A 12,941-nucleotide genomic window follows, 5' to 3' on the forward strand; every position below is an offset into this window, starting at 1 on the left:
ACGCCCCACGCTTGTGGGGCGTTCGGGGGAGGGACGAAAAGGGTCTGCGGGCGACGCGAACGGCCCGGCCGCTCGGCGAGCGTGAACAGGTCATCGAACCTGCACGCACCGGGAGAAGGCCGTGCCCCGCTCCATCCGCACCAAGCACCTGTCCGGGCACATCGCCCGGCCCGACGACTTCACCGACCACATGGCCGGCGTCTTCGCCTGGCCGGGCATCGTGGAGTTCGACGACATCCTCGACGAGGTGTACCCGATGCGCGCCTCGCGCAAGTGGCCCAACCGCCAGCTGTGGGCGATGAAGGTCTGCGCGCGCCTGGCCCGCGGCACGGTCAACGCCGCGCGCGCCGCGGACCGCGCCGGCTGGGACGCGGCCCGCCAGGCGCACTTCGACACCTTCGGCGAGTGGCTGCCGGTGGAGGTGCCGTCCGCGCAGGTGACCGACGAGCTCTACCGCAGGGTCGCCGCCGATGCCGACGCGCTGCAGGAGATGCAGGCCCGGAGGTTGGAGGTCGCCGTCGCGCAGGCCAAGCTGTACGGCTGGTTCGACCCGGCTAAGCCCTGGGACTACACCGACCCCGACGAGTCCCTCACCGTCATCGGTGACGGCACCATCATCGACGAGTACAGCCGCATCCGCTTCGACCCGGCCGGCCAGGTCGGCCGGTGGGGCTACCAGCACACGCGGGCCAGCGCGCCGCACCGTGTGCGCTACCAGCAGATGCGCCGCAACCCGACGAAGGTCCCCGACCACAAGGGCAAGGACGGGATCAACTTCATCAGCTTCTACACGTGGACGCCGTTCGGCACCGTCGGATTCGGCTCGGTCGCCGAGCTCGGTGCCGAGATCGACGGCGCCCAGCCCTTCATCGACGCCCTGGTCGCCGAGATCGGCGAGGGGTTCCGGTTCCTCGACTACGACCGCGTGGTCACCGGCTGGCGCCGGCACCGGCTGATGGCCCTCTACGGCGTCAGCGCCGTCAACCGGGAGAACGCCGCCAGCAGCGTCGACCACGAACGGGCCCGGGACTACCTGGAACGGCAGGCACGGCAGATCGCCGCCACGGCCGGCCTGACCGTCGAGAAGGCCACGCTGGAGGCGCTGATGCGTACCACCGCGCGCACGCTCATCGAGCAGGACGCGCCGCTGCCGCTGGGCATCAACCTCTACGCCACCACGGCCGGCTACGACGCCGTCAACGGCAAGCGCTACCCGTACGGCACCGTCACCGCAGACGCTGCGGACCACGCGTGCGAGCCGGAGCTGTGGGCCGATGACGGCGCCCTGTGGGTGGTCGAGAACGGCATCAAGACCGCCCGCTGCACCCCGCGGCGCAGCACCGCCGAGCGGCTGGCCGACGGCAGCTTCGCCCAGCACACCGACTGGCACGTCCCGTGCCCGCACGGCGGCTTCGACCACCACAGCGTCTGGTACCCGCAGCGCACCCAGCGCGACTCCCGGCGTCGCGACCGGCGCCAGCGGGCCCTGGACAACATCCGGGTGCCCTCCCGCCGCGACCCCGGCTTCAAGGCCGCCAACCAGCGCAACCTCTCCGAGAGCGTCAACCAGACCGCGCAGACCACCACCCAGCACCACGGCCGCGCCTCCAGCCCCGACGGCATGGTGCAGACCCTCGACATGCTCTGCGTCCACCACATGATCGACGCCGAGACCCACCAGCGCGCCGTCCGCGCCGGCGCGTACTGACCCCACGTGCAGGCCATCCACAACGGCCGCCGCCCCATCCGGGGCGGCGGCTGTTGGCGTTGCTGACCCCGCCTTTCGCGGTGATTGCCGACGCCTCCGCTCCGCGGACGGTCCGCCTCCGTTCCCTCACGGACGGAGACCCACATGCCTGCCGCTGCGCGCCACATCCCCAACACCGACGACCTCGCCCTGGCCGACGCCGCGCTGCTCACCCTCGCCACCTGGCGGAACGAGCAGCTGCTGCCCATCGGTGGCGAGGACCTGCCCTCTGACCTGCAGCGGCTCGCCGAGTCCCTCACCCGACACGGCTACGCCACCCTGCGCGACGTCCGCGCCGACGCCGGCGCTGCCCTGCAGCAGCTCACCGGGCTGCCGCTGACCCCGTACAAGCCGACGAAGAAGGACACCCGCTCGCTGCGGGAGGCCCAGATCCCCCTGACCGTCACCGACTGCCACCCGGGCAGCGAGGACATGCACCGGCTGCACCGCCAGCGCAACCTGCTCGCCGCGCTCCTCGCCAGCCCTGAGCTGGCCGCCGGAGGCGACCCCGACGCCATCCTGGCGACCATGCCGGTCCTGGTCGCGCGCCGCACCATGCACACCTTCCGGCCGTTCACCGCGGACGAGATGCTGCTCTGCCGCCTGGTCGCCACCGCCGCCGCGCGCCGTCCCCGGTCGCTGCAGGGCGCGGCCACCTTCGCCCTCGCCGACGGCGGCGCCACCCCTGGCGAGACCACCGGCGTCCGCATCTGCGACCTGGACCGCTGGCAGGCGCCCAGCGGCTTCGCGCTCCCCGGCTCAACGCGCACGATCCCGCTGCCCTACGACCCCGCCCACGCCACCGACAAGCTCCCGCAGAGGCAGTTGCGCGCCGCGCGCACCGGCCGGCTCGACGACTGGGGCAGCCGGATCGTCACCCGGCAGCTCACCGTCCTTACGCGAGCCGCCGGGGGAGAGCTCGACCCCGCCACCCGGGTCAGCTATGGCGGCGGCCACCAGCCCGGCGGCCAGCAGGCCACCATGAGCGCCCAGCGGGTCATCGACGGCATCCTCGTCAAGGCTGGGCTCTACCACCTGGCCGACATCACCGCCAAGAGCGTCAGCCTCTACGCCGCGCAGGTCGCGGCGGACCGTGGCGACCGCCAGGCCGCCCTCGCACTGACCGGCGAGACCGAGCACCGCACCCGGCGGCTGCTGACCGCGGACCTGCCCAGGCCCACCAGTCCCCGGCCGGCCACGCCGCGGTTCCGCCGGGCCGCCTGACCGACTGCGCACCGGCGCTCCCCGCGCACCGTCCCCCAGCAGTTCCTTGACAACTCCACAGTGCACCAGTGGCCGGCCCGACCGGACACGCAGACGCGCCGGACCAATGAGCCGAAGAAGGAGGTGAACCGCCAGGGGCGCGGTCCGGCGCGGCGGCCTCAAGAGCGGCTGCGTGGCAACCGGCCGCCCAGCGGTTAGCGTTCCCACCGGTAGTAGCGATTCCGCAACCTGCGGTACGGGGTGAGGTGGCAGCAACAGTGGTCGACCGGGTGATCGAGAACCCGATCCTGAACTCGCCCTACGTCGAGCCCGGGAGGCACTTCCGGTTCGACGACGACGGGATCACCAATGAGGTCGTCAGGAAGCGTCGGCCCTCGCAGTACTTCATGCCCGTGCCCCAGGCGCAGCGCCGCTCCGGGCAGTTGTCCCTGGCGCTGGACTGGACAGAGGACCGGCTCAAGACCAACGACCAGGTCAACCTGATCCGCGGCAAGCTCGACATCTGGCGCAAGCAGCGCTACGCCGGCGCGACCAACACCAGCAAGGCGCTGCTCGCGCATTGGACACGTCGAGACCGCGGACGACCGCTGTTCTTCGCTCAGATTGAGGCGCTCGAGACGGCGATCTGGCTTACCGAAGTGGCGCCCAAGACCGACCCCTCCTTCGGCAACGAGCTGCGCGAGCACAACGGGACGTTCAACGACGGCCTGCCCCGCATCGCGCACAAGATGGCGACTGGATCCGGCAAGACCGTCGTCATGGCCATGCTCATCGCCTGGCACGCCTGCAACAAGGCGGCCAATCCGATGGGCCCGGGCAGCCGGTCCTACTCCGACGCATTCCTCGTCGTCGCCCCCGGCATCACCATCCGCGACCGGCTGCGCGTTCTGCTGCCCTCGGACCCGGAGAACTACTACGACGCGATGGACCTAGTGCCGCCCGACCTCCGGGCGGGCATCGAGCGCGCCCGCGTCGCGATCGTGAACTTCCACCAGTTTGGGCTCCGCGAGACCGGCGCCGGTGCCAACGCCGGCAAGCTCGCGAAGGAGATCCTCAATCCCGGTGACGGGCCGAGCCCGTTCACCGAGACCCCCGACCAGATGGCCCGCCGGGTCTGCCGGGAGCTGGCCAACCGCAGCGGAGGGAAGGCCAACATCGTCGTCCTCAACGACGAGGCCCACCACTGCTGGCAGGGGCCAGCGGTGCCCCAGGCGGACGCCCAGCAGGAGAAGCTCACCGGTGAGGAGAAGAAGGAAGCAGCCGCCCGGGCAAGCGAGGCCCACCAGTGGATCAACGGGCTCAAGGCCATTCACGCCAAGTACGGCATCCGCCGCATCTACGACCTCTCTGCCACGCCCTTCTTCCTGAAGGGCTCCGGCTACGGGGAGGGAACCCTGTTCCCCTGGGTCGCCTCCGACTTCTCGCTGATCGACGCCATCGAGGCCGGAGTCGTGAAGATTCCCCGGCTGCCCGTGGACGACAACGCCGCTCCGGCCGACTTGCCCACCTTCCGCGACCTGTGGGTCCACATCCGCGACCATCTGCCCAAGCGCGGGCGGCGCGCCGACGCGGACGGCGAGGAGCCGGTGCTGCCCGACGAGCTCAAGGCCGCGCTGCACAGTCTGTACAGCAACTACGAACGCTCCTTCCGGCACTGGGAGGCCAGCGACCCCACCATCGCTGGCAGCACGCCGCCGGTGTTCATCGTGGTCTGCAACAACACCGCCGTCTCCAAGCGGGTGTTCGACTACATCGCCGGCTGGGAGAAGCAGCTACCCGGCTTCGACCGCCCAGTCGTCCAGAGCGGCGGCCTGCCGCTGTTCCGCAACGACGACGAACGCGGCGGTTGGCGGGACCGCCCCCGTACCATCCTCGTGGACTCCCAGCAGCTGGAGTCCGGTGAGGCGATGAGCCCGGAGTTCAAGCGGATCGCAGCGCGGGAGATCGAGGAGTTCAAGGCCGAGTACCGCGCCCGGTTCCCCGGCCGCGACGCCGACGCCCTCACCGACGAGGACCTTCTCCGCGAGGTCATGAACACCGTCGGCAAGCCGGGCAAGCTCGGCGAGGGAGTCCGCTGCGTCGTCTCCGTCTCCATGCTCACCGAGGGCTGGGACGTCAACACCGTCACGCATGTCCTCGGCGTCCGCGCGTTCGGCACACAGCTGCTGTGCGAGCAGGTCGTCGGCCGCGCCCTGCGCCGACGGTCCTACGCCATCGACGAGGACACCGGCCTGTTCACCGCGGAGTACGCCGAGGTCTACGGAGTCCCGTTCTCCTTCATCGCCACCACCGGCAAGAGCGGCCGCCCGACAGTCGTTCGCCCGATCGTGCACGTCCGTGCCCTCTTAGAGCGGGCTGACCTGCAGATCACCTTCCCCCGTGTAGTGGGCTACCGATACGACCTCCCCGATCCACGGTTGTCGGCCCAGTTCGACGACGACTCCCGGCTGGTGCTCACCGTCAACGACGTGCCCACCCAGACCACGGTGCGTGGCGTCGTCGGTGAGGCGGAAGTTCACACGCTGGACGACCTGCGAGCCGTGCGCCAACAGGCCCTCGTTTACGAACTGGCTCGAACCGTGCTTCCACGGCTCCGAGACGAAGCCGGCAACGACCGGTTCTGGCGGTTCCGTGAACTGGTACCAATCGTCCGGGATTGGCTCGACCACTGGCTCGAATGTAAGGACTACGCGTTCCCCGGCATGGTCCTGCTCGACCAGAAGAAGGCTGACGCCGCAGAGCGCATCTACCAGGCAATCGTGCGCGGCACGAGTGCGGAGCGCGGAACGCCCCGGTTGCGTCCGGTCTACAGATCCTTCGACCCGGTCGGTTCTACTGCGGAGGTGTCCTTCGACACGACCCGCCGCACCTACGAGACTCAGCCTGACCGCTGCCAAATCACCCACGTCACCCTGCACTCTGGATGGGAGCAGACCGTCGCGAAGGCCATCGAGGCCACCCCCGGCGTGATGAGCTACTGCAAGAACGACCGCCTCGGCTTCTCCATCCCGTACACGCACGAGGGTGAGCAGCACAGCTACGAGCCGGACTTCCTCGTCCGCGTCGACGCCACCTGGGGCCCGACCACGCTGATCGTCGAGGTTTCTGGTCAGGGCCGCGAGGACAAGCTGGCCAAGACCGCCGCAGCTCGCAACCTGTGGTGTCCCGCGATCAACAACGACGGGCAGTACGGCCGCTGGCAGTTCGCGGAGATCACCGATCCCAACGTCGCCCTTCGTCAGATGACCGAGATCGTTCAGCGGGTCCGCGCCGGTGAACTTGAGGAGACACCCTGATGCCACCTGTCCAGCGGGCCGCCGCGCCCGGTCCCCTGCCGGTCGAGTCGGTCCAGCACGCCGACAAGCGAGCAAACATCCCCACCGCGGACCTCGCCGACTTCATCACGGACGAGCAGCGGGAGCCACAGAAGGTCACCTACGAGCGGCCGCTTCTGTACCCCCGGGACCAGTCTGCTGACCCGCAGCTCGTCTGGCGGGGAAAGGACGACCAGGACGCTGAGCCCTTCCAGGTGCCGGCGGTTCCGATCTACATCCAGGAGAAGATCGAGCCGCGAGCCATTGTCGAGAACCTACGCAGCACTGCGTCCTCAGAAGAGGTCGAGTCGGAACCCAGCCTCTTCGATGACTTCGACGGACTCGACTCGTTTGAACTAGTCGACTTCTATCAGCACGATACGAACTGGTCGAACCGGCTCATCCTCGGCGATAGCCTCTTGGTTATGGCCAGCATGGCTGACAAGGAAGGACTCGCAGGTAAGGTGCAGGCGGTCTTCATCGACCCGCCTTACGGGATCCGTTTCGGTTCCAACTTCCAGATCAGTACGCGTAAGCGCGAGGTGCAGGACGGAAAGGCAAGCGATCTAACAAGACAGCCCGAGCAGATCCGCGCCTTTCGCGACACATGGAAGGACGGCGTCCACACGTACCTTTCCTACCTTCGCGATCGACTTGCTGCTGCAAACGTCCTGCTAAACGAAACCGGGAGCGTCTTCGTCCAGATCGGGGATGAAAACGTACATGTGGTCCGGAGTCTCCTAGATGAGGTCTTCGGGGCTGACAACTTCGTTTCCCAGATCACCTTCCGCAAGACGGCCGGACAAACGGCGGCCTTCCTCCCGGGCACCACTGACTACCTCCTTTGGTATGCGAAGCAACGCGGCCAGATGAAGTACCGACAGTTGTTCATGGCCAAAGACGTGGGCGGCGCGGGGGCCGACGCGTACGACATGGTGGAGCTGACGGACGGCGAGAGGCGACGTCTAACGAAGGAAGAGCGACGGGATCCCACCCGAATCCCGCCTGGAGGCCGGGTCTTTCGCTATCAGATTCTCACGTCAGCCCGAGTTCGGGAGGGGCGTACCGGATACTTCCCTGTCGAGTTCGAAGGACGCACATACCTGCCTAGCAGTCGGGAATGGTCGACGCATCGCGAAGGGATGCAAAGACTGATCCACGCCGGGCGCGTTGCCGCAACAGGAAACTCGCTGTCGTACATTAGGTACCTTGACGACTTCCCGGGTATTCCAGTGACAAACCTGTGGACTGACACGCAGTCGGGCAGCGGCATGGACAAGACCTATGTGGTTCAAACGAACACGAAGGTCATCGAGCGCGCGCTGCTCATGACCACCGATCCCGGCGACCTGGTGCTGGATCCGACATGTGGTAGCGGCACAACTGCTGTGGTCGCGGAACAGTGGGGGCGACGGTGGGTCGCTATCGACACTTCCCGCGTAGCGGTCACGCTAGCTCGGGCGCGCTTGATGGGTAGGCGCTATCCGTCATACGTGCTCGCTGATTCGCGTGAGGGCGCCGAGGCGCTTGCCGTGCTTGATAAGGAAGAGCGAAAGGCCGACGGCTTCCGGAATGACATCCGGCAGGGCTTTGTCTATCGGCGCATTCCTCGAGTCACGCTCAGGTCGATCGCGAATAATCCGGACGTTGCCGACGGGCTCTCCCGAGTTGAGCTTCGGCGGCGCATCTCGTCGCGTGCCGAGTTTGAGGTGCTGTTCGACCAACCCTATGAGGAATCCCGCCGCGTTCGGGTCACCGGGCGATTCACTGTCGAGACGCTATCCCCGCATTCCGTCGTGGATCCGTCGCAGGAAATGCCGGCAACTGAGGCGGCCGCGGCCGTAGCCTCGGAGGAGACTTATGAGGCCACAATCCTGAGTCAGCTCCGTAAGGCCGGCGTCCAGAACACCGTGAAGCAGGAGAGGTTGGAGTTCGATCGCCTAGAGCCGTATGCGGGCACGTGGCTTCAGGCGACCGGTGAATACATCTCTGCTGACGGGGAGCCGCGGAGAGCGGCCCTGAGCCTCGGGCCCCAACACGGCACTGTTGGTCCTGACCAGATAAAGGAGGCAGCTAAGGAGGCGCTCAAGGGGGCTGGATTCGACCTGCTTCTGGTGTGCGGGTTCGCGTTTGACTCCCGCGCGGGCGAGGTCACTGCCGAGTTCAAGCCGTCTAACGACGTGAATGCCTTCGCCACTCAACAGGCCGAGGTTCGGATGGGGAAGCTCCCAGTGCTTCTGGTGCGTATGAATCCGGACCTGACGATGGGGAGCACGCTGCTGAAGAACACAGGTGCCGGCAACCTCTTTATGGTCTTCGGCGAACCTGACATCACTGTGCGTCCTTCAGAGCTGAATGGGATGGTCGAAGTCGAAGTCCACGGTGTCGACGTCTTCGACCCGACGACTGGAGCAGTCCGGTCGCACTCCACCGACGACATCGCTTGCTGGTTCATCGACACCAACTACAACGGTGATTCGTTCTTCGTGCGGCATGCGTACTTCACTGGAAAAGACGACCCCTACGGCAACTTGAAGAAGGCTCTGCGAGCGGAGATCGACCATGACGCGTGGGCCAGCCTGAACAGCACGGTGAGCCGGCCCTTCCCCAAGCCGTCGACGGGAAGGATCGCGGTCAAGGTGATCAACCACTACGGGGACGACGTCCTGAAGGTCTACGAGCTCTGACCTCCGGGCCCGCCGTACGCTACGTGCGGCGGGCCCGTGCCCCCTGTGCCGGATAACACCGAGGGAAACCCCGAGGCCAGCACCGTCTAAAGCACGGATCCCCCGGGCCTCTAGCTCAACTGGCAGAGCAGCGGACTTTTAATCCGCGGGTTGTGGGTTCGATCCCCACGGGGCCCACCGTGCTGACCAGCACTTCTACGTCCTGACGCCGGTCCGAATGCGGGCCGCGCCCACACCGCGCCCACACGCGCGGACGCTGCCTCCCTCGCCGCGGCGTCCATCCGAGCGGCCAGATCGCTCAGGTCGTCGTCGAACAGGCCGCCATGGATCGCGTTCGGGGCCGTTCACTGCCGTTCCATGGGCGGCTTGATCAGCGGGGAGATGCGGCCGCGGACGGCTTCGTGTGTCCACGAACGCCGCCGACTGCAGCCGGAACTGCCACCACGACGAGCACATCCGTGCCAGGTGACGGGTCGACGTCTATCCCTGCCGTCCCCGATTGGTCACCGGGTTCACCGCCACGGCGATCACCACCGTTCCGAACAGGTGGATCAGCAAGGCGTGCCCGAGGGTGACCTCGCGGATCGACGTGTCCTGAACCTCTGTCCGGCATCGCGAAGCCCATCCCGATGGTGAACGCGATCCAGGCGCAGTCGCGGTGGGCCGGCGCCTCGCTGAGCGTGCCGCCGTCGTCCGGCAGCGCCACGCTGGCGGTATGCCGGATGCGGGTGAACACCCCTCGGTCACGGCCGCGCGGACCGCCGGGGAGCAGGCCCGGAAGGCCGCCGAGCGCGCCCGGAACGCCAAGATGGCGCTCGAACAGGTCCAGGCCCGCGTGCGTCGTGCGGAGGCGACGACCGCCGACACCGAGGCCCGGCTCGCCGACACCCTGCACGAGGTCGCGGCCACGGCCGACGCCCAGGGCCGCACGGCGGATGCCGAACGGCTCCTGCGTGAGGCCGATGCCTCCGAGCAGGAGGCGCGGCGCGCCCGGCGCGCCGGCCACGACTGACTCATCGGGGGAGCACTGCTCGTGCGAGGACGGCGGTGGCATGGGACAGCGACGGCATGGGACGGCGGTGGCATGGGGCAGCGGTGGCATGGGATGGCGGGGCCGCGGGTAGGCCGGGAGCGGACGGAACTTGACAACACGGGTCCGGCCGGTCCGACGGGACGGGTGAGCCCCACCCACTCCGGAGGTCGAGCACGGCCTCGACGCTCTTCGGATGGGGCACATGGACCACTCGTCGTGGGCGCAGCGACCACCGCCGGTGCCGGGACCCGGCCGGGCCGCGATGTGGCACGGGCAACCGGGTACCGCCGCCGAGCTGACCGCCATGCGGCGACGGCTGCGCACAGTACTGGCCGACGGCGAGCTGCCCGCCGGGGCCGACGACGGCGAGCGCCTGCTGCTGGCCGTCGAGGAGCTGGCCTCCAACGGCCTGCGCCACGGCCGCCCGCCGGTCGACGTGACCGTCACCGCGGCCGTTACCGGGTGGCTGCTGCAGGTCCGGGACACCGCCGCCGCACAACCGCCCACCCCGGCGATCGGCCGCGACGCCGCGCTCGGCGGCATGGGCCTGCACCTGGTGGCCCGGCTCAGCCGCGCGCACGGCTGGGACCTAGACGGGGAGCACAAGACAGTGTGGGCGCACATCACCTACCGGATGCCGCCCGCGCCGCCCTCCCAGCAGCGCATCCGGGCGGCCACCGCGCGGGCCCGCGACCTGACCGCCTGCCTCGCCGCGACCGAGGCCCGGATCGCGGGGACCCTGCAGCGGATGGCGGCGGACGCCGCCGCCGCGGGCAGGACCGAGCACGCCGACGCCTGGTGCGCTGTCGCCGAGCGCGCATCCCGGGACGCCGAGCGGGCGCACCGCATGAGCCTCACCCCGCTTCCGGCTCCCGCTCCGCGGAGGGACCGTTCGCCTCGTTCCACGGCGGGTAGGCCGCCCCGCACGGCGGATCCGGACAGGCCCGGGCCCGTCCTCCCCGCCCGCTGACGGGACCTGCCCTGCGGTCGGTGGGTCCGCCGACCGCAGGGGCGCCGCGCCGCGCGGGTTGGACCGTCGATCCGGCGGGCATCCCACCGGAGGGCACGCCCAGCACCGGCGTGGGGGTCACTCGCCGACGAGACGGAGACCGGCGTGCTCGAGATCAGCGGACTGACCTGGGCGCTCACCATCGCCTTCGTGCTCGCCCTGCTCGCCGTCGACCTCGTGCTGGCCGCGGTCCGGCCGCACCGAGTCGGCTTCCGCGAGGCCACCGCGTGGTCGGTGTTCTACATCGCGGTGGCCATCGCGTTCGGCGTGTGGTTCACCGTCACCTACGGCGGCGTCCCCGGCACCGAGTACTTCGCCGGCTACGTGGTGGAGAAGAGCCTGTCGGTCGACAACCTGTTCGTCTTCGTCATCGTCATGACGACGTTCGCGGTGCCCGAAGAGCACCAGCACAAGGTGCTCACCTTCGGCATCGTGCTCGCGCTGGTCATGCGGGCGATCTTCATCGCGCTGGGCGCGACGCTGCTGTCGCTGTTCTCCTTCATGTTCCTGCTCTTCGGCCTGCTGCTGATCTACACAGCCGTGCAGTTGTTCCGGCACCGCGACGAGGACCCCGACATCGAGGACAACGCGATGGTCAGGGCCGCCCGCCGCCTCCTGCCGGTCACCCCCGACTACGTCGGCGGCCGGCTCACCACCCGCCTCGAGGGCCGGCGGATGGTCACGCCGCTGTTCATCGTGCTCATCGCGATCGGCAGCGTCGACCTGCTGTTCGCCCTCGACTCGATCCCTGCCGTCTTCGGGGTGACCGACGAGCCCTACATCGTCTTCACCGCCAACGCCTTCGCGCTGCTCGGCCTGCGGGCGCTGTTCTTCCTCGTCAAGGGCCTGCTCGACCGGCTCGTCTACCTGTCCGCCGGCCTGGCGCTCATCCTCGCGTTCATCGGCGTCAAGCTGATCCTGCACTGGGCCCACGTCGACATCGATCCGCGCGTGCCGGAGATCCCCACCTCGCTCAGCCTGGGCGTCATCGTCGTCGTGCTCACCGTCGTCACCGTCGCCAGCCTGGCCAAGACCCGCCGCGACCCCACCGCTCACGCCCACCCCGGATCGCTGCGGGCGACCGGTTCCCGGCACCCGGAGGGCGAGCCGCAGACGTAGTCGCCCCCGCCGGGTCCTCACGCGGTCCGGCCATGTGTGCCGGCGACCCGCGCGACCGCAGGAGCAATGCTCCTGGGCGCGCGGCACCGGACGGGATCAGTCACGGGACAGCCGGGCCGGTCCGGGCCCGGCCCGTCCGACCTGCGAGCGAGGCAGCGGGTTGCCCAAGAGGATGCTCTCGCGGATGACGGTACGGAGCCGGTGCGATGACTCCCGCCCGGCCCGGGTGTCTGCAGTGAGTCCGAGCGGGGGCGAGTCCCCACGACTCGAGACCGGAGGCACATGCCGCGACTGGATCCCGAGCAGCACCCTGGCCCCGGCTGGCGACGATCCCCGAGGCGGACACCGCCGTGGTGCGCGGTGTCGTGCCGACCGGCGAGCTGCCCTCCTTCGACCGGTCGTTCGCCGCGCTCGATGGGCCGCCGTCAGGGACAGCCCGACTCACCGTTCGCCGGCTGAGCGGGTCGTCCGTTCATCCTCGGAGCTCGGCGGTGAGGTCGGGATCGTCCTCGGCGGTGACGTGGTGGTGCGCGTACCAGGCCAGAGCGGTGATGACGGCCAGCAGCACGACCGCCACCGCCGTCATGGCGCCCCACGCCTGCAGACCGTCCTGCCAGTTCCACATCGTCGGCTCCTCACGCGTGGTGAGGAGCAGACGGTCCGCGTCCGGCCCGAGGTCGGCCAGTCGCGGATGCCGGCTCTCACTCCTGCGAGCGACGCAGTTCCCCGCTACGACTTCGTGACGGTCCGTAGTGGATGGACTTGCATCGCGTCGCGCGTGTCGAGGCGCCCTCGGCACCCGCCACGG

The 12,941-nt window shown here is 69.0% G+C and carries 8 protein-coding genes and 1 tRNA gene; 8 read left to right on the top strand and 1 reads right to left on the bottom strand.

Going from position 1 to position 12,941, the window contains the following annotated elements:
- Positions 1-121: 121 nt before the first annotated feature.
- The 8 genes from WA616_RS15020 (at position 122) to WA616_RS15055 (ending at position 12,133) form a co-directional block, all read left to right on the top strand.
- Positions 122-1,708 carry a hypothetical protein gene (locus WA616_RS15020; RefSeq protein ID WP_336031023.1) on the top strand — a complete coding sequence of 529 codons (1,587 nt, stop codon included), beginning with the start codon at positions 122-124 and terminating at the stop codon, positions 1,706-1,708.
- Positions 1,709-1,852: 144 nt separating this feature from the next.
- Positions 1,853-2,971: a hypothetical protein gene (locus WA616_RS15025; protein ID WP_336031024.1), complete on the top strand. Its 1,119-nt coding sequence runs from the start codon at positions 1,853-1,855 to the stop codon at positions 2,969-2,971.
- 257 nt (positions 2,972-3,228) lie between these two features.
- A complete protein-coding gene (locus tag WA616_RS15030) occupies positions 3,229-6,267 on the top strand; it encodes a BPTD_3080 family restriction endonuclease (protein ID WP_336031026.1) in 3,039 nt (1,012 codons plus the stop codon).
- Positions 6,267-8,972 carry a site-specific DNA-methyltransferase gene (locus WA616_RS15035; RefSeq protein WP_336031027.1) on the top strand — a complete coding sequence of 902 codons (2,706 nt, stop codon included), beginning with the start codon at positions 6,267-6,269 and terminating at the stop codon, positions 8,970-8,972. The genes WA616_RS15030 and WA616_RS15035 overlap by 1 nt, the downstream gene beginning before the upstream one ends.
- Positions 8,973-9,076: 104 nt before the next feature.
- A tRNA-Lys gene (locus tag WA616_RS15040) sits at positions 9,077-9,149 on the top strand.
- Positions 9,150-9,630: 481 nt separating this feature from the next.
- On the top strand, positions 9,631-9,984 hold the full coding sequence (locus WA616_RS15045; RefSeq protein ID WP_336031028.1) for a hypothetical protein: 354 nt from the start codon (positions 9,631-9,633) through the stop codon (positions 9,982-9,984).
- Positions 9,985-10,207: 223 nt separating this feature from the next.
- Entirely contained in the window at positions 10,208-10,975 is a 768-nt protein-coding gene (locus tag WA616_RS15050) for an ATP-binding protein (protein ID WP_336031031.1), read from the top strand.
- Between the two features lie 144 nt (positions 10,976-11,119).
- Positions 11,120-12,133 (top strand): TerC/Alx family metal homeostasis membrane protein, encoded by a 1,014-nt coding sequence (locus WA616_RS15055; RefSeq protein WP_336031033.1) that lies wholly within the window; start codon positions 11,120-11,122, stop codon positions 12,131-12,133.
- Between the two features lie 472 nt (positions 12,134-12,605).
- On the opposite strand, the gene WA616_RS15060 is transcribed toward WA616_RS15055, so the two are convergent.
- A complete protein-coding gene (locus tag WA616_RS15060) occupies positions 12,606-12,758 on the bottom strand; it encodes a hypothetical protein (RefSeq protein ID WP_336031035.1) in 153 nt (50 codons plus the stop codon).
- Between the last annotated feature and the right edge of the window lie 183 nt (positions 12,759-12,941).

This window comes from Geodermatophilus sp. FMUSA9-8 (assembly GCF_037034165.1).
Classification (GTDB): Bacteria; Actinomycetota; Actinomycetes; order Mycobacteriales; family Geodermatophilaceae; genus Geodermatophilus; species Geodermatophilus nigrescens.